This is a genomic window from Mycobacterium colombiense (genome assembly GCF_003284935.1).
Classification (GTDB): domain Bacteria; phylum Actinomycetota; class Actinomycetes; order Mycobacteriales; family Mycobacteriaceae; genus Mycobacterium; species Mycobacterium arosiense_A.
Map to the genome: position 1 here is coordinate 38,663 of NZ_QMEV01000018.1, position 19,449 is coordinate 58,111.

Annotated in this window: 17 protein-coding genes; 7 read left to right on the forward strand and 10 right to left on the reverse strand. The window is 69.0% G+C overall.

What is annotated here, in order from left to right; translation table 11 throughout:
- Positions 1-73: 73 nt before the first annotated feature.
- The gene (gene pruA, locus DQP57_RS11210) at positions 74-1,705 is read left to right on the forward strand and encodes an L-glutamate gamma-semialdehyde dehydrogenase (RefSeq protein ID WP_112633041.1); all 1,632 of its coding nucleotides are present in this window, start codon (positions 74-76) and stop codon (positions 1,703-1,705) included.
- Positions 1,705-2,664 (forward strand): proline dehydrogenase family protein, encoded by a 960-nt coding sequence (locus tag DQP57_RS11215; RefSeq protein WP_112633042.1) that lies wholly within the window; start codon positions 1,705-1,707, stop codon positions 2,662-2,664. The genes pruA and DQP57_RS11215 overlap by 1 nt, the downstream gene beginning before the upstream one ends.
- Positions 2,665-2,827: 163 nt before the next feature.
- On the opposite strand, the gene DQP57_RS11220 is transcribed toward DQP57_RS11215, so the two are convergent.
- From DQP57_RS11220 to DQP57_RS11260, 9 genes are read right to left on the reverse strand one after another with little or no spacing between them, the layout of a single operon-like run.
- Entirely contained in the window at positions 2,828-3,430 is a 603-nt protein-coding gene (locus tag DQP57_RS11220) for a TetR/AcrR family transcriptional regulator (RefSeq protein ID WP_112633043.1), read from the reverse strand.
- Positions 3,427-4,497 (reverse strand): zinc-binding dehydrogenase, encoded by a 1,071-nt coding sequence (locus DQP57_RS11225; RefSeq protein ID WP_112633044.1) that lies wholly within the window; start codon positions 4,495-4,497, stop codon positions 3,427-3,429. The genes DQP57_RS11220 and DQP57_RS11225 overlap by 4 nt, the downstream gene beginning before the upstream one ends.
- A gap of 10 nt (positions 4,498-4,507) precedes the next feature.
- The gene (locus tag DQP57_RS11230) at positions 4,508-5,674 is read right to left on the reverse strand and encodes a lipid-transfer protein (RefSeq protein ID WP_112633045.1); all 1,167 of its coding nucleotides are present in this window, start codon (positions 5,672-5,674) and stop codon (positions 4,508-4,510) included.
- Complete coding sequence (locus DQP57_RS11235; protein ID WP_112633046.1) at positions 5,671-6,126, reverse strand: MaoC family dehydratase; 456 nt, start codon at positions 6,124-6,126, stop codon at positions 5,671-5,673. Before DQP57_RS11235 ends, DQP57_RS11230 begins: the two co-directional genes overlap by 4 nt.
- Positions 6,123-7,244 carry an acyl-CoA dehydrogenase family protein gene (locus tag DQP57_RS11240; RefSeq protein WP_112633047.1) on the reverse strand — a complete coding sequence of 374 codons (1,122 nt, stop codon included), beginning with the start codon at positions 7,242-7,244 and terminating at the stop codon, positions 6,123-6,125. The genes DQP57_RS11235 and DQP57_RS11240 overlap by 4 nt, the downstream gene beginning before the upstream one ends.
- Positions 7,245-7,251: 7 nt before the next feature.
- Positions 7,252-7,662, reverse strand: a complete 411-nt coding sequence (locus DQP57_RS11245; RefSeq protein WP_112633048.1) for a Zn-ribbon domain-containing OB-fold protein — start codon at positions 7,660-7,662, stop codon at positions 7,252-7,254.
- Positions 7,662-8,207: an FAS1-like dehydratase domain-containing protein gene (locus DQP57_RS11250; protein WP_112633049.1), complete on the reverse strand. Its 546-nt coding sequence runs from the start codon at positions 8,205-8,207 to the stop codon at positions 7,662-7,664. Before DQP57_RS11250 ends, DQP57_RS11245 begins: the two co-directional genes overlap by 1 nt.
- Positions 8,208-8,225: 18 nt before the next feature.
- On the reverse strand, positions 8,226-9,410 hold the full coding sequence (locus tag DQP57_RS11255) for an acyl-CoA dehydrogenase family protein (RefSeq protein WP_112633050.1): 1,185 nt from the start codon (positions 9,408-9,410) through the stop codon (positions 8,226-8,228).
- Positions 9,411-9,414: 4 nt separating this feature from the next.
- The gene (locus DQP57_RS11260) at positions 9,415-10,611 is read right to left on the reverse strand and encodes a cytochrome P450 (protein ID WP_112633051.1); all 1,197 of its coding nucleotides are present in this window, start codon (positions 10,609-10,611) and stop codon (positions 9,415-9,417) included.
- A gap of 194 nt (positions 10,612-10,805) precedes the next feature.
- Here DQP57_RS11260 and DQP57_RS11265 point away from each other — a divergent pair, with 194 nt between their 5' ends.
- The 5 genes from DQP57_RS11265 to DQP57_RS11285 all read left to right on the forward strand — a co-directional run bounded on the left by DQP57_RS11265 (position 10,806) and on the right by DQP57_RS11285 (position 18,444).
- Positions 10,806-12,266: an aldehyde dehydrogenase family protein gene (locus DQP57_RS11265; RefSeq protein WP_112633052.1), complete on the forward strand. Its 1,461-nt coding sequence runs from the start codon at positions 10,806-10,808 to the stop codon at positions 12,264-12,266.
- The gene (locus DQP57_RS11270; RefSeq protein WP_112633053.1) at positions 12,263-14,554 is read left to right on the forward strand and encodes a CaiB/BaiF CoA transferase family protein; all 2,292 of its coding nucleotides are present in this window, start codon (positions 12,263-12,265) and stop codon (positions 14,552-14,554) included. The genes DQP57_RS11265 and DQP57_RS11270 overlap by 4 nt, the downstream gene beginning before the upstream one ends.
- A gap of 43 nt (positions 14,555-14,597) precedes the next feature.
- Positions 14,598-15,506, forward strand: coding sequence for an alpha/beta fold hydrolase (locus DQP57_RS11275; protein WP_112633054.1), 909 nt, complete (start codon positions 14,598-14,600; stop codon positions 15,504-15,506).
- Positions 15,507-15,535: 29 nt separating this feature from the next.
- Entirely contained in the window at positions 15,536-16,951 is a 1,416-nt protein-coding gene (locus DQP57_RS11280) for an acyl-CoA synthetase (protein WP_112633055.1), read from the forward strand.
- Positions 16,952-17,148: 197 nt separating this feature from the next.
- On the forward strand, positions 17,149-18,444 hold the full coding sequence (locus DQP57_RS11285; RefSeq protein ID WP_430918876.1) for an MFS transporter: 1,296 nt from the start codon (positions 17,149-17,151) through the stop codon (positions 18,442-18,444).
- A gap of 9 nt (positions 18,445-18,453) precedes the next feature.
- Here the strand turns inward: DQP57_RS11285 and dapD are convergent, their stop codons facing one another.
- Complete coding sequence (dapD, locus tag DQP57_RS11290) at positions 18,454-19,407, reverse strand: 2,3,4,5-tetrahydropyridine-2,6-dicarboxylate N-succinyltransferase (RefSeq protein WP_112633057.1); 954 nt, start codon at positions 19,405-19,407, stop codon at positions 18,454-18,456.
- Between the last annotated feature and the right edge of the window lie 42 nt (positions 19,408-19,449).

Here is a 19,449-nt window from a genome sequence, read left to right on the forward strand (position 1 = left end):
TTTACTATCGATCCCGCTCTACCTTGTCCGATCGGCTAATTCTCTGCGCCGCCACGGCGAGGATCCTGGCGACATGGACGCGATCACCCAGGTCCCGATGCCGGCCAACGAGCCGGTCCACGACTATGCGCCACGCTCCCCGGAACGCGCCCGACTGTTCGCCGAGCTGGCCCTGCTGGCCGATAACCCGATCGATCTGCCGCATGTCATCGGCGATACCCACCGGATGGGCGACGGTGAACGCATCGATGTGGTTCAACCGCACCGGCATGCCGCGACGCTGGGCACCCTGACCAACGCGTCGCACGCCGACGCGGCGGCGGCGATCGGCGCCGCGATGGCTGCGAAAAGCGCCTGGGCGGCAATGCCGTTCGACGAGCGGGCGGCGATCTTCCTGCGCGCCGCCGACCTGCTCGCCGGGCCATGGCGGGAGAAAATCGCCGCCGCCACGATGCTCGGCCAGTCCAAGTCGGTCTACCAGGCCGAGATCGACTCGCCGTGCGAGCAGATCGATTTCTGGCGCTTCAATGTGGCGTTCGCGCAACGGATCCTGGCCCAGCAGCCGATCAGCGGGCCGGGTGAGTGGAATCGCAGCGACTACCGCCCACTGGATGGCTTCGTGTATGCGATCACGCCGTTCAACTTCACCTCCATCGCCGGCAATCTGCCGACCGCGCCGGCGCTGATGGGCAACACCGTGGTATGGAAGCCGTCGATCACCCAGACGTTGTCGGCCTACCTGACCATGCAACTGCTCGAGGCGGCGGGGTTGCCGCCCGGGGTGATCAACCTGGTGACCGGCGACGGGCTCGCCGTCTCCGATGTGGCGCTGGCCGATCCGCGGCTGGCCGGCATCCACTTCACCGGGTCGACGGCGACGTTCCAGCACCTGTGGCAGCGGGTGGGCGCCAACGTCGGTCGCTACCAGAGCTATCCGCGCCTGGTCGGCGAGACCGGCGGCAAGGACTTCGTCGTCGCCCACGCCTCGGCGCGACCGGAGGTGTTGTGCACGGCCTTGATTCGCAGCGCGTTCGACTACCAGGGCCAGAAATGCTCGGCGGCGTCACGGGCCTTCATCGCGCAGTCCGTGTGGCGGCGCATGGGCGACGACTTCCTGGGGAAAACCGCCACCCTGCGCTACGGCGATGTCACCGACCTCACCAACTACGGGGGAGCGCTGATCGACCGGCGCGCCTTCATCAAGAACGTCGACGCCATCGAGCGGGCCAAGGGCGCGCCGCACGTCACCGTCGCGGTCGGCGGCGAATACGACGACGGCGAAGGCTATTTCGTGCGCCCCACGGTGCTGCTGTCCGACGATCCGACCGACGAGTCGTTCGCGACGGAATACTTCGGCCCGCTGCTGTCGGTGCACGTGTACCCCGATGGCGACTACGAGCGGATCCTCGACGTCGTCGACACCGGATCCCGCTACGCGCTCACCGGCGCGGTCATCGCCGACGACCGCGACGCCGTGCTGACCGCCCAGCACCGGCTGCGATTCGCCGCCGGAAACTTCTACGTCAACGACAAGCCGACCGGCGCGGTGGTCGGGCGCCAACCGTTCGGCGGCTCACGCGGTTCGGGCACCAACGACAAGGCCGGGTCGATGCTGAACATGTTGCGCTGGACGTCGGCGCGCACCATCAAGGAGACCTTCGTCCCGGCAACCGACCACACCTATCCCCACATGGGCGCCGACTGATGGCCGGGCTGTTCGCCAGCACCCTGCGCCCGGCGATCATGGCCGCCAGCCGCCGCGAAGCCCTGCGCCGCACCGCCGAGCGCTTACCGGTCACCCGTCGCGTGGTGCGACGCTTCGTCCCCGGCGAGACGATCGATTCGGCGCTGAACAGCGTTGCCTTGCTGCGGGGTTCGGGACGCTTCGTCAGCGTCGACTATCTGGGCGAGGACGTCGTCGACGCCGACGGCGCCGACGCGGCCGTGCGGACCTACCTGGATGTGATCGACGCGTTGGGTGGGCTCGCTACGGCGGGCGAGGCGGTCCGGCCGCTGGAAGTGTCGGTCAAGCTGTCGGCGCTGGGGCAGGCGCTCGAGCGCGATGGCGACAAGATCGCCCGGGAGAACGCGTGGTCGATCTGCGACGCCGCCCGGCGGGCCGGCGTGTGGGTGACCGTGGACGCCGAGAACCACACCACCACCGAGTCGACGCTGTCCATCGTGCGCGACCTGCGGGCCGAATTTCCCTGGCTGGGCCTGGTTTTGCAGGCCTACCTGCGGCGCACCCTGGACGACTGCGAGGAGTTCGCGGCCGCCGGCGCCCGGGTCAGGCTGTGCAAGGGCGCCTACGACGAACCCGCCTCGAGGGCCTACCCGAAACCCGTCGAGGTCACCGACTCCTATCTGGCGTGCCTGCGGGTGCTGATGGCCGGGTCCGGCTACCCGATGGTGGCCTCCCACGATCCCGAGATCGTCGGCGCGGTGCCCGCCATGGCGCGTGAAACAGGGCGTCGCAGCGACGAATTCGAATACCAGATGCTCTATGGCATTCGCGACGACGAGCAGCGGCGTCTCGCGGCCGCCGGCAACCAGCTGCGGGTCTACGTCCCGTTCGGCGGCCAGTGGTACGGCTACTTCATGCGCCGACTCGCCGAGCGGCCCGCCAATTTAGCGTTCTTCCTGCGGGCTCTGGCGCGGCCGTGACGGTCGCAAGCGCGGCGAAGCGGGGCGCGGCGGCCCGGTGATTACTGCCGCCGTCACTGAGTGGGAATCGTCGGCGGCCAGTGTGAACGCCGGGCGGTGACACGCCGATAATTACCGCCGAGGATTCACGCGCGAAACCCAGGATTCACCACCGACGCCGTCCTCAACGCCGCCGGGGGCGGTCGCTGGCGAAGCCGCGCACCACGTGGGCCCGAACGAATTCCGCCGCGACCTCGGGATCGTCCATGTCCAGCGTCGAGGACGGCGTGCTGAACAATGAGAACAGGATGCGCGCGAACCACTCGCCGGCGGCCTCGATGTCGAGGTCCTTGCGCACCTCACCGGTGAGCCGGGCGGCCGACAGGTAGGGGGCGAAGAACTCGACGCACTCGCGCAGCAGCACGGCGGCGTCCTTGGTCAGCAGCAGGCTGATGGCATCCTCGTCGAAATACTTCTCCGAGGCGATGACCCGGCGCGCCTGGGTCACGAAAACCGCCGCGGCACACAGCTTGTCCTCCAGCGTGCCGCTGGGGTCCATGGCCTTGGTCATCTCGCGGTAGAACCGCTGCGACGCGTGCTCGGCGCACGCCTCGACGATCGAGGCCTTGTCGGAGAAATATTCGTAGATGGTGCTGCGGGACACGCCGGCGTGTTTGGCGATGTCGACGATGGTCGCCTTCTGCAAACCCTGCTTGCCGAAGCACGCGAACGCCGACTCCACGATGAGCTCGCGGGTGTCGGTCACCGCGGTCGCCTGAGTCGTCACGGGATCAGCGCCCCCCGCGGCACCAGCCCGGCATCGGCCGAGGCGAACGCCGCGTTGACGTCGGCCAGATGGAACGGTGTGGGCATCAGCCGCTCGAACGGAAAGCTGGTGTGCTGCAGGAACTTCAGTCCGGTGGCCAGGGTGACCGGGTCATAGAGCATCACGCCGCGCACGGACTTGTTGCCGTAGACCAGCGCGCTGGGGTCGAGCTCGAAGGTGCGCCCCATCCCGACGTTGCCGACTTCGAGCAGCGTCCCGCCATTGTTGAGAAACCCGATCCCCTCCGGGATGACGCCCGGCACGCCGACGACCTCGAGCACCCAGTCCGCACCGATGCCGTCGGTGTGTGTGCGTACGTGCTCGCTGACCTCGGCCGCCGAGATCGCGCCGGCATCGATGCAGTGGGTGGCGCCGAAGTCGGCGGCGACGTCGAGTCGTTCGGCGATCTTGTCGATGACGATGACCGCCGCGGCGCCCGTCGTCCGGGCTACGGCCGCGGCGTTGATGCCCAGCCCGCCGGCGCCCTGAATGACGACGGTGTCCCCGAGACGCACGTCGCGCAGGGCGAAAAGCACTTGAGCCAGCGCGCAATTCAACGGGGCGACCGCCTCGTCGGGCAGCTCGTCGGGCACCTTGTACAGCGGCTGCCGGCGGCTGGTGTAGTAGTACTCACCGTAGGCGGCGACGAAATGCGGCGCCTGCTCGTGGCTGCGGTACTCGCCGGCCATCAGGTTCTGGCAGGCATACGAGCGTCCGCGCGCGCACGCGTGACAACTGCCGCAAAACCAGAAATACGGCGCCACCACCCGATCGCCGACCGCCAACGGCTTACCGGTCGCGTCGGTGGTCAGGCCCTCGCCGAGTTCGGCGATCTCACCGACCATTTCGTGGCCCATGGCGAACGGGCACGGCAGCGGCAGTTCGCCGCGAAAGATGTGCAGGTCGGATCCGCAGATACCGGCCATCCGCAACCGCAGCGCCGCGGTGCCCGGCGCCGGTGTGGACAACGGGAATTCGGCCAGTTCGATGGGTCCGCCGTGGGCGGTCAGGAGCGCGAGCCTGGGCATGACGGTCCCCTCAGCCGGCCGGCGCCAGAATCAGGCCGCTGGTCGGCACCCCGGTTCCGGACGTGACCAGCACGTGCTCGACGTTGTCGACCTGGTTGTACGACGTGCCGCGCACCTGGCGCACCCCCTCGGTGATGCCGTTCATGCCATGGATATAGGCCTCGCCGAGCAGTCCGCCGTTGGTGTTGATCGGGAACTCGCCACCCAGCGACAGCCGTTCGATGGTCGCGAAATCCTTGGCCTCACCCCGCCCGCAGAACCCGAGCTCCTCGAGCTGGGCGAACACGAACGGCGTGAAATGGTCGTAGATGAAGGCGGTTTGGATGTCTTGCGGTTTGAGGCCCGAGTCGCGCCACAGCTGACGGCCCACCACACCCATCTCCGGCAGCCCGGTGATCTCGTCGCGGTAATAGCTGGTCATCATCTCGCCGTTGTGGGCCGCGCCCTGGGCGGCCGCGGCGATGATGGCAGGCGGTTGCCGCAGATCCCGGGCGCGTTCGGCGCTGGTGATCACCAGCGCGACGCCGCCGTCGCTCTCCTGGCAGCAATCCAGCAGGCGCAGTACGGGTTCGACGATCCAGCGCGAGTTCTGGTGATCCTCCAGGGTGATCGGTCGCTGATAAAACCAGGCATCCGGATTGGTCGCCGCGTGCTTGCGGTCGACGACCGCGACCCTGCCGAAGTCCTCGTTGGTGACGCCGTACGTCGACATGTAGCGCTGGGCGTGCACCGCGACCCAGGACGCCGGGGTCAGCAGTCCGAACGGGGCGTAATGCGCCATGAACAACGGTGTTTCGGCCATGCTGCGGCCGCTGCCGCCGAACCGGAAGCCGGAGCGCTCGTTGAAGGCGCGCCAGCACACCACCACGTCGGCGACGCCGGTGGCGACCGCCATCGCCGCGTGCACGACGGTGCCGGCGGCCGCGCCACCGCCGTGGTGTACCCGGGAAAAGAAGCTCAGGTCCCCGATGCCCACGTTGCGGGCGATGTCGATCTCGTCGCTGGAATCCATGGTGAACGTGACCATGCCGTCGACGTCGCCGGGCGCCAGGCCCGCGTCGTCGAGCGCCGCACTGACCGCCTCGCACGCCAATTGCAGCTCGCTGCGCCCGGATTCCTTGGAGAACTCCGTCTGGCCGATCCCGACGATGGCGCAACTACCGGGGAGCCGACTCACGCGCCCACCCCGTCGAGCAGGCTGAGCACCGCGGTGCCCGAGACGTGGTCGCCCAGGCTGTTGGAGCCCTTGAACGTCACCTCGACGAAGTTCTCACCGCCCGATCCTTCCGTCTTGCCGGTGACGCTGCCGGTGAACCGCAGCGGGTCGTCTGGAAAACACGGCACCCCGAGGCGGATCGACAGGTTCTTCACCATCGCTTCGGGCCCGGCCCAGTCGGTGAGGAACCGCACGCAGTAGCCGTTGGTGGTCAGGATGTTCATGAACAGGTTGGGCGAACCCTGCTGCTTGGCGTAGTCGCGGTCGTGGTGCACGGGCATGAAGTCCCGGGTGGCGATCGCGCCGGCGACGATCATCGTTGTGGTGATCGGGATTTCGAGCGGCGTGACCTCGTCGCCCTCCGCGATGTCGCGCCAGCGCAGGGTCGCGGTCCGGCTGGAGGTGGTCGTCATGCGGATCCTTCCGAATAGGTTGCGCCGAGGTGGGCCAGCTGCGCCGATGCCGGGCCGAGGGTCAGCTCGTTGTGTTTGGCCCACAGGAAATAGCGGTGCAGCGGATAGGTGACGTCGATGCCGATGCCGCCGTGGACGTGCTGGGCGGTGGCGGCCACGCGGGCGCCGGCCTCGGCGGCCCAGAACTTCGCGATGCGCGCCGCCCGCTGGGCCTCCTCGGGGGGCCTTTCCCGCGCGATCAGCCAGGCCGCCTGCCAGGTGGTCCACCGAATGGCCTCGACGTCGATGAAGGCGTCGGCCATCCGCTGCTGCACCGCCTGGAAGCTGCCGATCGGCCGGCCGAATTGCTCGCGGCCCGTGGTGTATTCGGCGGCGATGCGCAGGGCCCGCTCGGTGACGCCGAGCTGGATCGCGCACAGCGCCACCAGTGCCCGGGTGTGCAGTGACTCGACCAGTCCGTCGCCGGCGATCGTGTCTTTCTCGGAAACGATTGCGCCGTCCAGGAATACGTCCGCGTGCGGTTCACGATTGGTGGTCGGGGCGGAGCGGATTTCGACGCCGGCGGCGTCAGCGCCGAGCAGGAACAGGCGCACTGTGCCGTCGTCGAGGGCGGCCGGGATCAGGATGGTGTCGGCGAGCTGCGCGGCCGGCACCAGCTCCTTGACGCCGTCGAGGCGCCAATTCGGACCGTCGCGGCGTGCCGTGGTGCCCGGGTGAGCCGGGCACGAGCGGCCGGGCTCGGCCAATCCCGTTGTCAGGATGCAAGATCCGCTGACCACGGCCGGCAGGAACCGCCGTCGCTGTTCGTCGTTGCCGTGCCGGGCGATCGGGTCGGCGCCCAGCACCAGCGTGGCGTACACCGGCACGGGCGCGACGCTGTAGCCGACCTCGGCCAGCAGCACCCCGAGTTCCACGAAGCCGCCCCCGTTGCCGCCCACCGACTCGGACAGGGCGGTGCCGAGCAGGTCGGCGGCGGCCAGCTCATCCCAGAGCTCGGCGTCGTAGCGGACATCGCCGGCTTCCAGTTCGGCCAGCCGTTCCGGCGTGGCGCGGCGCTGCAACAGGTCGCGGGCCAGCGTGGCGATCGTCTCCTGCTCTTCGGTGAAGCTGAAATCCATGGCAGGCCTACGCGCTCGGCCGGAACTGATGCAACACCAGGTCCTCGGGGCCGGAACCGTCGAACGCCTGGTAGTAGACCTCGACCGGCATTCCGGTTGTCACGTCGGCCGGATCGATGCCGGTCAGGTTGGAGACTATTCGCACCCCTTCCTCGAGTTCCACCAGTGCGACGACGTAGGGGTATTCGAAGAACGGAAACTTCGGCTCGTGCGGCATGACGTAGCTGTAGACGGTGCCACGACCCGACGACTCGATCGCCTCCCATTCCAGCGAGCGACAGTGCGGGCACATCGGCCGGGGCGGGTGACGCAGCTGCCCACAGCCGCCACAACGCTGGATCAAAAGCTTGTTCTCCCGCAAGCCGTTCCAGAAGAACTCGGTGTCCTTGGTGATCGCCGGTGCCAGACGGGCCGCCATCAGCTTGCCGGCCTGAATCGCAGGACCCGGAATCGCTGCCGCCCCAACACCTCACCGTGCTGATCGGTGTAGGTCGTCAGCCAGGTCAGGAAGAAGCCGCTGCCCAGCGCCGTCTTCTTCTCGTCGGAGACCGACTCGTAGACCGTCGTCGCGCTGATCACGTCGCCCAGCCTGGGGTAACGCTCGATCTCGAACTCCGAATTGGTCGCCACCGTGCTGGTGTATCCGGCCTCGTCGAGGAATGCCGTCGGGTTGCTGGTGATCTCGATCGGCGCCCCGCCCCGTTCCCCGATTCCCTCCAGCTTCGGCGAAGGCATGGTCCAGGACTGCAGCATCACCGGCGGCGACACGATGCCGCCGAACCGTGACGAGGCGGCGAACTCCGGGTCGATATAGACGGGGTTCATGTCGGCCATGGCGTACGCCCAGTGCCGGATCATCGGCTGGTTCACCGGGTCTGGAGCCACCGAAGGTTTCCCGGTGCCACCGGTCGGCTGCCCGACGAGGGCCCGCACTTTGGCGCTGACCGTGTCTGAGTCGCTCACTGAATACTGTCCTCCTGACTATTTCGCGGCCCGCAGGTCGCGCGGTGCCCGGGGCATGCCCAACCCGGCCATGGCGATGATGTCACGCTGAATTTCGTTGGCCCCGCCCCCGAAGGTGTTGATGACGGCCTGCCGGTAGGCCGATTCCAGCGCGCCGCGCAGCGGAGCGTCGCCGCCGCGCCGCACTCCGTTGCCGTCGAGCACTTCGAGCAGTTCCCGGGCGACCTGTCCGGTGAGCTCGGTGCCGAACACCTTGGCCGCCGACGCCTCTCCCATGCTGAGCGCGCCCTTGGTCATCGCCGCGTTCACCCGCAAATTGATCAGTTTGTACGCGGCGACTTGCGCTTCGACGCGGGCCAGGGCCTGCTGCACCCACGGCCGGTCGATGACCCGGCCGCCGTCGAGTTCGGTGGAAAGCGCCCAGTGCAGGGTCTTTTCGAACAGCGGCTCGAGCGCGCCCAGGTTGCCAAGCGCCGCGCGTTCAAAGTTCAGCTGCGTGGTGACCAGCTGCCAGCCCTGGTTTTCGGCACCCACCAGCGCGCTGACCGGCACCCGAACGTCGTCGTAGAACGTGTAGAACGTCGAGATGCCCGGCATGGTGTGCAGCGGCTGCCAGGAGAATCCCGGCGACGAGGTCGGCACGATGAGGATCGAAATGCCCTTGTGCTTCTTGGCCTCCGGATCGGTGCGCACGGCCAGCCAGATGTAGTCGGCGTAGGCCGCGCCGCTGGTGAACATCTTCTGGCCGTTGATCACATACTCGTCACCGACACGGACGGCCGTCGTCCGCACCGAGGCGAGGTCGCTGCCCGCGCCGGGTTCGGAGTATCCGATGGCGAACTCCACGGTGCCGTCCAAGATCGCCGGCAGGAACCGCCGCTTTTGCTCGTCGGTGCCGTAGTGCATCAGCGTCGGCCCGACGGTGTTGAGTGTCACCAGCGGGATGGGCGCGCTGACCCGGCGCGCCTCTTCGGAGAAGATGAACTGCTCGATGGCCGAGAACCCTTGTCCGCCATATTCTTTAGGCCAGCCGACGCCGAGTAGATTGGCCGCGGCCAGGGCGCGGACGCATTCGCGCACCGCGGGCCCGCCCTCCATGTGCTCGCTGACCGCGGCGACGCGTTCGGGCGTCATCACGGTTTCCAGGCTCACGCGGATCTCGGCGCGCAGCTTGCACTGCTCTGGCGTGTATTCGAGGTCCATCGGCTCACCCGCCCATCCGCACCGGCATGCGTTTCACGCCGGGCACCATGGTGGCCCGCATCCTGTCCACGTCGCCCACCAGCTCCATGGTGGGGAAGCGGCGCAGCAGCTCGTCGAACAGCACCGTCGCCTCCAGGCGCGCCAACTGCGCACCGACGCAGGAGTGTTCACCGCAGCCGAAGGCGATGTGCGGGTTCGGGTGGCGGCTCACGATGAACTCCTCGGAGTCGGGACCGAACACGTCCTCGTCGCGGTTGGCCGACCCGTACAGCATCACCACCACCTCGCCGGCCCGGATCCGCTGGCCGCGGATCTCGACATCGGCCGTCGCGGTGCGGGCCATGTGCACCACCGGGCTGTTCCACCGCAACATCTCTTCGACGGCGAGCGGGATGCGGGCGGGGTCCTCGACCAGCAGGCGGCGTTGGTCGGGATGCGCGATCAACGCGCACGTGCCCAGGGCGATGAGGTTGCGGGTGGTTTCGTTGCCGGCCACCAGCAGCAGGAAGGCGAAGTTGAGCAGGTCTTCATCGGTCAGCCGGTGCTCGTCGATCTCGGCCTCGGCCAGGACGGACAGCAGGTCGTCGCGTGGGTGCACCCGCCGATCGGCGATCAGCGCCTGGAAGTACTCGAAGAGCTGTCCCATCGCCACCAACGAGTCGAGCTCGATCTCGGGGTCGGCGGTCCCGGTGGCCGCATCCGACCACGCCCGGAACTGCTCCCAGTCGTCGGGCGGGGCGCCGATGAGTTCGGCGATCATCCGGGTGGGCAGCGGCGCCGCCACCTCCTCGGCGAACTCGTGCACCGAGCCGGGTTCGATGCCGTCCAGAATCCCGCGCACGATCTCGCGAATCTTCGGCTCCAACACGGCAACCCGCCGCCGGGTGAAGCCCGAATTGATCAGCTTGCGCAATTGGCGATGCCGGGGCGGGTCGCTGAAGATCAGGTTGCCCGCCTGCACGGGGTTCGGATTCGCCGGGTCCGGAATGGTGATGCCCTTCGTCGACGAGAACAGCGCCGGGTTGCTCGACACGAACCGGATGTCCTCGTACTTCAGCAGCGCCCAAAAGTTGGTGACGTCGTTCCAGCGCACCGGTGTGGTGGCGCGCAGCTCCCGGTAGGCCGGGTAGGGATCGCCGGCGTAGAAGTCGGGGGAGTGCAGCGGGAAGCTCGGCGGGCGCAGCGGCGGATGAGTCTGCACGGCAAGCCCCTCTCGCAGGACACCCGATCCGACAGATTGACGCAATCTGTCCTGCGGACTGTGTCTACTCCGTGCCGTCGCACGCTGTCAATACGACACGTACATATTGCTAGAGCTCGTAATTCACGCGATTGATGATTGACGAGGGCGACGCGGGGGTGTACACCAAGTGATCAGATGACCGGAGGAAGCACATGGCCGATTCGCCCGCTCTTGTCCAGACCTACCAGCTCTACATCGACGGCAACTGGGTCGAGCCGGCCGACGGCCGCTACGACGACGTGTCCCCATCCACCGAGGCCGTCCTGGCCACCGCCCCGGACGCCAGCGTCGCCCAGGTCGGCGACGCCATCGCGGCCGCGCGCCGCGCCTTCGACAGCGGACCGTGGGGCACGATGACCGCCGAGCAGCGCGCCGGGTGCCTGAACCAGTTGGGCGAGGCACTGACCAAGCACGCCGACGACTTCTTCGCGCTGTCCCAGGCGGAGTGGGGCTGCATCGCCAACGAGCGCATCATGCAGATCGACGGCGCCGGGTTCATGTCCATGCACGCCGCACAGCTCGCCACCCAGCTGGTCGACCAGGAGGTGTCCGGCATCAGCGCCGGAACCACCGTGTTGCGGCACGCCCCGCTGGGTGTGGTGTCGGTGCTGACGCCGTGGAACTTCCCGCACTGCCTCAACGTGATGAAGCTGAATCACGCTCTGGCGGCAGGCAATACGGTCGTGCTCAAGCCGTCACCGCTGACACCGCTGGCCGGTCTGGCGTTGGCACGGCTGATCGACGAGCACACCGACATCCCGCCCGGGGTGGTCAACGTCGTCACGCCCTCGGGCGTCGAGGCGGCCAAGCTCTTGACCACCGATCCGCGCATCGACATGGTGAGCTTCACCGGCAGCTCGGTCGTGGGCCGCCAGGTGATGTCCGCCGCGGGGGACACGATGAAGCGGATCCTGTTGGAGCTGGGCGGCAAGTCCGCCAGCATCGTCCTGGACGACGCGCAGGTCACCGACGACATGCTGCGCCAGATGCTGTTCGAATCCTGTTCGCTGCATGCCGGGCAGGCCTGCATCCTGCACAGCCGGCTGCTGCTTCCCGACTCGCTGCACGACGACGTCGTGGACCGGCTCGCCGCCCTGGCCCGTGAGGTCAAGGTGGGCGACCCCACCGACCCCGAGGTGCAGATGGGTCCGCTGATCAGTGCGGCCCAGCGCGACCGGGTGGAATCACATGTCGCCGGCGCGCGCAGTGACGGGGCGAGGCTGGTGACCGGCGGGGGCCGGCCGGCCGGGTTGGACGCCGGGTTCTATTTCGAACCGACGATCCTGTCCGAAGTGGACCCGAATTCGACTCTCGCGCAAGAGGAAGTGTTCGGTCCGGTGTTGGCCGTGTTGCGCTACCGCGACGACGACGACGCGGTCGCCATCGCGAACAACTCGCAATATGGGCTCTCCGGTGCGGTGTGGGGCGGCGACGTGGACCGGGCCGTCGGCGTGGCGCGCCGCATCCGTACCGGTCAGATCGCGGTCAACGGTGTCAGTCCCGGTGGCGCGCCGTTCGGCGGCTTCAAACTCAGCGGGCTGGGCCGCGAGGGGGGCGGGATCGGCGGCTTGTATCAATACATGGAACCGATGGCCATCGGGGTCCCCGCGTGACGGGACCCCTTGCGGGGCTGCACGTCGTCGACATCGCGAGCGAGATCTCGGGTCCGTACGCGGCAAAGCTTTTGGTCGACCTGGGCGCCGAGGTCATCAAGATCGAGCCGCCCACCGGAGACCCGCTGCGGCGCTGGGGCCCGTTCCCCGACGGCGTCCTCGACCCGGATCGGTGCGGTTTGTTCGAGTACCTCAATGCGGGCAAACGCGGTGTCGCACTTGATCTCTCGGATGGACAGGACCTGGCAGCCGCGCGCGAGCTCATCGCGCGGGCGCATCTTCTGATCGAAGACTGCCCGCCCGCCACGCTGGAGGGCTGGGGGCTGGGCGCCGGCGACCTGCAGCGCATCAGCCCAAACCTGGTGGTACTACGCATCACCGCGTTCGGTCAGTGTGGTCCATCCCGTCATCGCCCCGCCACGGCGCTCACCCTGCAGGCGGCATCGGGCTGGGTCAGCTCCCGGGACCCGCAGCGCCCGCCCGTTCAGGTCGGCGCGCGGATCGCCGAGTACGTCGCGGGTGCCTACGGTGCGCTGGGCGCGTTGACCGCGCTGCGACGGCGACCCGACGGCAGGGTCACGGAAGTCGATGTCGCACAATCCGAATCGTTGCTCTCGACGCTGCCCTATCCGATGTTGATGGCACAGCGGATGCAGCGCCTCGGCCTGCCCGCCAACCTGCGGTCGGCGCCCATGCTGGGTGTCGTCCGGGCCGCCGACGGCTGGGTGGGCATCAACTGCCTGACGGGTCAGCACTGGCTCGACGTCTGCGCCATGCTGGGCCTGCCCGAGTTCGGCGAGCACCAGATCGCGATCATGATGGGCGGGCCGGAGCGCGACGACTTCCTCGCCAAGGCCGAGCCCGCGCTGGCCGGCCAGACCGTCGCCGAGCTCGTGGAACTCGCTCAGGCCCTGCGCATCCCGGCCGCGCCCGTCAACGACGGCGCGACCGTGCTTGAGTGTCCGCAGTACGCGGCGCGGGGGTTCTTCGTTCACACCGGGGCGGCTCGGCGCCCCGGTCCACCGTTTCGGTTCTCGAAAACCCCTGTGGCGCAGCCCCGTCCGGCACCGGCCTTGCAGAGGCGGCCCCTGACGTGGGCCGGTGAAGGTCGATCGCTGCGGGCCGCGCCGGAGCCGCTGCCCTTCACCGGTCTGCGGGTGCTGGACCTGACCACGTTCTGGGCCGGGGCGTATCTGACCTGCTACCTCGGGGCGTTCGGCGCCGACATCGTCAAGGTCGAGTCGATCCAGCGGCCCGACGGGCACCGCTATTCGGGCGCCTTCGCCTACGAGGGCGACGACTGGTACGAGCGCAGCCCCATCTGGCAGGGCACCAACCTGAACAAGCGCGACCTCACGCTCGACCTGACTTCGCGGCGGGGCCTCGACATCGCCCGGCGGCTGGCCGCGCAGGCCGACGTCGTGGTGGAGAACTTCTCACCGCGAGTGGTCGAGCAGTTCGGCCTGGATTACGAGTCGCTGATATCGCTGAAGCCCGACGTGATCGTGGTCCGGATGCCCGGGTACGGCCTGCAGGGTCCGTGGCGCGACTATGTCGGCTGGGCGCTGAACTTCGAACAGACCTCGGGGATGTCGGCGGCGACCGGATACGCCGACGGGCCGCCGTGCAACCCGCAGGGGCCCGCCGACCCGATCGTCGGCGTCCATGCCGGGGTGGCGCTGCTGGCCGCCCTCGAGCACCGGCACCGCACCGGCGCCGGCCAACTCATCGAGATCGCCCAGATCGAGGTCGCCGCGGCGGTGACCGCCGAACCGGTGATCGAGTACTCGATGAACGGTGTGGTGCGCCCGCGGGAGGGCAACCGCCGGCGCGGCTACCTGCAGGGGGTCTACCCGACCAGCGAGGACGACGTGTGGGTGGCGCTGTCCGTGCCCGATCAGGCGATCGATCATGACGTGTTCGACGAGCTCGTCGCCGCCTGGACCCGCACGCAGACCGCCGCCGCGGTCGTCGCGACGCTGCAAGCGCAGGGCATCGCGGCGGAGCGGGTGATCACCGGGGACCGGATGTATGACCCCGAACTCATCGGGGCCCAGCTCGACGCCCGCGGTTACTACCAGGAGCTCGAACACCCGATCACCGGCCCGCACCGCTATCCCGGCTGGCCCTTTCACATCACCCCCGGGCCGCGGCGCCACCACCGCAGCCCGCCGCCGACGCTCGGCCAGCACAACGACGAGATCCTGCGCGGGCTGGGTTTGTCCGAGGCGGAGGTGGCCGACCTGCGCCACCAGCGGGTGATCGGCGAACGGGTGCTTAACGCCTAGGCGCCCTTTTGTAAACCGCGCGTCCCATGCCAAGCTGCTCGACATGGTCATCGAGATCGCCCGCCCCAAACTCGAAGGAAACGTCGCCGTCGGCGAAGACCGCCAGATCGGCTTCGCCGAGTTCGGCGACCCCCAGGGACGCGCGATGTTCTGGCTGCATGGCACCCCCGGCGCCCGCCGGCAGATCCCGGTCGAGGCCCGGGTCTACGCGGAGCAGCACGGCATCCGGTTGATCGGCCTCGACCGGCCCGGGATCGGTTCGTCGACGCCGCATCGTTACAAGAACATCCGGGCGTTCGCCGACGACCTGCGGACCATCGCGGACACGCTCGGCATCGACAAAATGGCCGTCATCGGCCTGTCCGGCGGCGGCCCGTACGCGCTCGCGTCCGCCGCGGTGCTGTCCGATCGGGTCGTCGCCTGCGGCGTGCTCGGCGGCGTCGCGCCGTTCCTCGGCGACGAGGGCATCACCAGCGGGCTGATGAACCTGGGCAAGCGGGTGGCGCCATTGCTGCGGCTGGGCGGTGACCCGCTGCGGATCGGCGCGAGCCTCGTCGTCCGGGCGATCCGCCCGGTCGCCAATCCCGCGCTGTATCTGTATGCCGCCATATCGCCCGAGGGTGACCGGCGCCTGCTGACCCGGCCCGAGTTCGGCGCCATGTTCCTCGACGACCTGCTCAACGGCAGCCGCAAGCAGCTAGCGGCCCCGTTCAACGACATCATCCTGTTCACCCGCGACTGGGGATTCCGGCTCGAGGAGGTCAAGGTCCCGGTCCGGTGGTGGCACGGCGACAGCGATCACATCGTGCCGTTCGCCCACGGTCAGCACGTGGTGTCCCTGCTGCCCGACTGCGAGCTCATCGTGCTCCCCGGCGAGAGCCATCTCGGCGGGCTGGGCCGCGGCGAGGAGATCCTGTCGACCCTGACGAAGATCTGGGACGAGAAAGGCTGACCGTTCCGGACGCCGGGTAGCCTGCTGACGTGCTGCTGGCGTCCCTGGATCCCTCCTCCCTGACCGCCACCGATATCGGCGACGCGGTGCGCATCGACGGCGCCGTGCTCAGCCGCAGCGACCTGGTCGGCGCCGCCACCTCGGTGGCCGAACGGGTCGGCGGCGCGGGCCGCGTCGCCATCCTGGCCGCCCCGACCGCCGCGACGGTGCTCGCGGTCACCGGCTGCCTGATCGCCGGGGTGCCCTTCGTCCCGGTGCCCGCCGACGTCGGCGCGGCCGAGCGCCGGCACATGCTCACCGACTCCGGCGTGCGGGCCTGGCTGGGCCCGGCGCCCGACCAGCCCGAGGGGCTGCCGCACATCCCGGTGCGCCTGCACGCCCGGTCCTGGCACCGCTACGCCGAGCCGTCACCCGACGCCACCGCGATGATCATCTACACCTCGGGGACGACCGGGCTGCCCAAGGGCGTCGTGCTGAGCCGGCGCGCGATCGCCGCCGACCTCGACGCCCTGGCGGAAGCCTGGCAGTGGACCGCCGACGACGTCCTGGTGCACGGCCTGCCGCTGTTTCACGTGCACGGGCTGGTGCTGGGGCTGCTCGGGTCGCTGCGGATCGGGAATCGCTTCATCCACACCGGCAAGCCGACACCGGCGGGCTACGCCCAAGCCGGCACCGACCACGGCGGCACGCTGTACTTCGGGGTGCCCACCGTGTGGTCGCGGGTGGGGACCGACGAGGCGGCCGCCCGAGCGCTGCGGCCGGCGCGGCTACTGGTGTCCGGAAGCGCGCCCCTGCCGGTTCCGGTGTTCGACCGGCTGGCCGAACTCACCGGCCACCAGCCCATCGAACGCTACGGCGCCTCGGAATCGCTGATCACGCTGTCCACCCGCGCCGACGGCGAGCGGCGCCCCGGCTGGGTGGGACTGCCGCTGGCCGGTGTGCAGACCCGGGTGCTCGACGACGACGGCGGGCTGGTGCCGCACGACGGGGAGACCGTCGGCAAGCTGCACGTGCGCGGGCCGATGATGTTCGACGGCTACCTCAACCGCCCGGACGCGACCGCCGAGGCCTTCGACGCCGACGGCTGGTATCGCACCGGCGACGTCGCGGTGATCGACGCCGACGGGATGCACCGCATCGTCGGGCGCGAATCGGTCGACCTGATCAAGTCCGGCGGCTACCGCATCGGCGCGGGTGAGATCGAGACGGTGCTGCTCGGGCATCCGGGCGTCCACGAGGCGGCGGTCGTCGGGATGCCCGACGCGGACCTGGGCCAGCGCATCGTCGCGTTCGTCGTCGGATCGGCGTCCGGCGACGAGCTGATCGACCATGTCGCCCAGCAACTTTCGGTGCACAAGCGCCCCCGCGAGGTGCGCATCGTGGACGCCCTGCCCCGCAACGCCATGGGCAAGGTCCTCAAAAAACAGCTGCTGACCGACGGCTGAGCGCCCGCTCAGCCGACTGGGCGCCCGATCGGCCGGGCGCCAAGACACGCAGCAAGTTGCCAGCTTCGGCGCCGGGCGTCGTCGCGAAGCGTCACCTACCGTCGTATCCGTGTATCGATGCAACCGCACGGTGAGCGGCCGGCATGGGTGAGCCCACCCGGCCCGTGGTCACCGCCGCCGCGCCCGCTCCTACCCCCATGCGCCGCATCGCGGTCGCCTGCCTGGTGGGCTCGGCGATCGAGTTCTACGACTTTCTGATCTACGGGACCGCGGCGGCGCTGGTGTTCCCCGCGGTGTTCTTCCCGGGCCTCGGTCCGACCGTGGCCACCATCGCCTCGATGGCGACGTTCGCGACGGCGTTCCTGTCCCGGCCGTTGGGGGCCGCCGTCTTCGGGTACTTCGGCGACCGGCTGGGCCGGAAGAAGACGCTGGTGGCCACCCTGCTCATCATGGGCGCCTCGACCGTCAGCGTGGGCCTGGTGCCCAGCACGGCGTCGATCGGGATCGCCGCGCCCCTGATCCTGGTCGTCCTGCGGCTGTTTCAAGGGTTCGCCGTCGGCGGCGAATGGGCCGGATCCGTCCTGCTGAGCGCCGAATACGCGCCCGCGGGCAGGCGCGGCTGGTACGGCATGTTCACCTCGCTGGGCGGTGGGACGGCGGGGATTCTGGCCAGCCTGACCTTTCTCGCGGTCAGCCTCACCATGGGCGAGAGCAGCCCCGCGTTCATGCAGTGGGGATGGCGGGTGCCGTTCCTGATCAGCAGCGGGCTGATCGGCATCGCCCTCTACGTGCGGTTGAACATCGACGAGACCCCGCTGTTCGTGGAGGAGAAGGCCCGCAACCTGGTGCCCAAAGCGCCGCTGGCCGAGCTGGTCCGGTTGCAGCGGCGCGAGATCGTGCTCGTCGCCGGCTGCTTCCTGGGCGGCATGGGGTTGGTCTACCTGGGCAACACGTTTCTGGTCATGTACGCCCACTCGCAATTGGGGTACTCGCGCAGCTTCATCTGGGCGGTCGGCGCGCTGGCCGGGCTGACGAGCATCGCGTTCGTGTCGTTCGGCGCCTGGCTGTCCGATCGGGTCGGGCGCCGCCGCGTGATGCTGTGCGGGCTGGCCGCGTGTCTGCCGTGGTCGTTCGTCGTCATCCCGTTGATGGATACCGGCAACCCCGTCATGTACGTGGTGGCCGTCCTGGGCTCGTTCGCCTGCGCGGCGGTGACCAATGGCCCCACCGGGGCGTTCGTTCCCGAACTGTTCGCCACGCGCTACCGGTACAGCGGCGCCGCCGTGGCGATGAACCTGGCCGGCATCCTCGGCGCGGCCGTGCCACCGCTGCTGGCGGGCACCCTGCTGGCGACCTACGGCAGCTGGGCGATCGGGCTCATGATGGCGACCCTGGTGGTGGCCAGTTTCGTGTCCGTCTACCTGCTGCCCGAAACCAAGGGAACCGCGCTGCGCGCCGTTCCGGCCGCCGAGAAGGTTTCCGCCGACTTGTAGGTGCGCGCGTCAGTTGGCGTGCAGGTCCTCGTTGAGCGCGATGCCTTGACCGCCGCGGGCCACCACTTCGACCGCCCCGCTCACCGAATTGCGGCGGAACAACAGGTTGTTGCCGCCGGAGAGCTCCAGGGCCTTCATCGTTTTGCCTTCGGGCGTAATGACTTTGGTGCCCGCGGTGACATACAGGCCGGCTTCGACGACGCAGTCGTCGCCCAAGGAGATGCCCAGGCCCGCATTGGCGCCGAGCAGGCACCGCTTGCCGATCGAGATCACCTCGGTGCCGCCGCCGGACAGCGTGCCCATGATCGAGGCCCCACCGCCGACGTCGGAGCCGTCGCCCACCACCACGCCCGCGGAGATGCGGCCCTCGACCATCGACGCACCCAGCGTGCCGGCGTTGTAGTTGACGAAGCCCTCGTGCATCACCGTCGTGCCCGGGGCCAGGTGGGCGCCCAGGCGCACCCGGTCGGCGTCGGCGATGCGCACCCCGGCAGGCAGGACGTAGTCGACCATGCGGGGGAACTTGTCGACGCCGTAGACGGTCACCGGTCCGTGCCGGCGCAACCGGGCCCGGACCGCCTCGAATCCCTCGATGGCGCAAGGCCCGCGGTTAGTCCACACGACATTGGTCAATACCCCGAATAAGCCGCCGGCGTTCAGTCCGTGCGGCGCCACCAGCCGGTGCGAGAGCAGATGCAATCGCAGGTAGGCGTCGTAGGCGTCGGCGGCCACGTCGTCCAGCGAGCCGATGACCGTGCGCACGGCAACGGTCTCGGTGCCGCGGTCGTCGTCGCGTCCGATCAGCGTGGTCAGTTCCGGGGGGATGTCGGACAGGGCCAGCCGCGACGTCCCGCTGGTGCCCGAGTCGGTCAGTTCCGGTGCGGGAAACCACGTGTCGAGGATCGATCCGTCGGCGGCCAGCGTTGCCAGGCCTATTCCTTCGGCACCTGCTGCTCTTGTCACGGCGGTCAGGTTACTTGCCGCACGGCAGCGGATAACCTGGGA

Excerpts from the sequence above, each read along its gene's own strand:
- DQP57_RS11255 (WP_112633050.1), bottom strand. The coding sequence starts at position 9,410 with ATGGACCTCGAATACACGCCAGAGCAGTGCAAGCTGCGCGCCGAGATC.
- DQP57_RS11245 (WP_112633048.1), bottom strand. The coding sequence starts at position 7,662 with ATGGCGGCCCGTCTGGCACCGGCGATCACCAAGGACACCGAGTTCTTC.
- DQP57_RS11265 (WP_112633052.1), top strand. The coding sequence starts at position 10,806 with ATGGCCGATTCGCCCGCTCTTGTCCAGACCTACCAGCTCTACATCGAC.
- DQP57_RS11285 (WP_430918876.1), top strand. The coding sequence starts at position 17,149 with ATGCGCCGCATCGCGGTCGCCTGCCTGGTGGGCTCGGCGATCGAGTTC.
- pruA (WP_112633041.1), top strand. The coding sequence starts at position 74 with ATGGACGCGATCACCCAGGTCCCGATGCCGGCCAACGAGCCGGTCCAC.
- DQP57_RS11240 (WP_112633047.1), bottom strand. The coding sequence starts at position 7,244 with ATGGATTTCAGCTTCACCGAAGAGCAGGAGACGATCGCCACGCTGGCC.
- DQP57_RS11235 (WP_112633046.1), bottom strand. The coding sequence starts at position 6,126 with ATGACGACCACCTCCAGCCGGACCGCGACCCTGCGCTGGCGCGACATC.
- DQP57_RS11225 (WP_112633044.1), bottom strand. The coding sequence starts at position 4,497 with ATGCCCAGGCTCGCGCTCCTGACCGCCCACGGCGGACCCATCGAACTG.
- DQP57_RS11275 (WP_112633054.1), top strand. The coding sequence starts at position 14,598 with ATGGTCATCGAGATCGCCCGCCCCAAACTCGAAGGAAACGTCGCCGTC.
- DQP57_RS11215 (WP_112633042.1), top strand. The coding sequence starts at position 1,705 with ATGGCCGGGCTGTTCGCCAGCACCCTGCGCCCGGCGATCATGGCCGCC.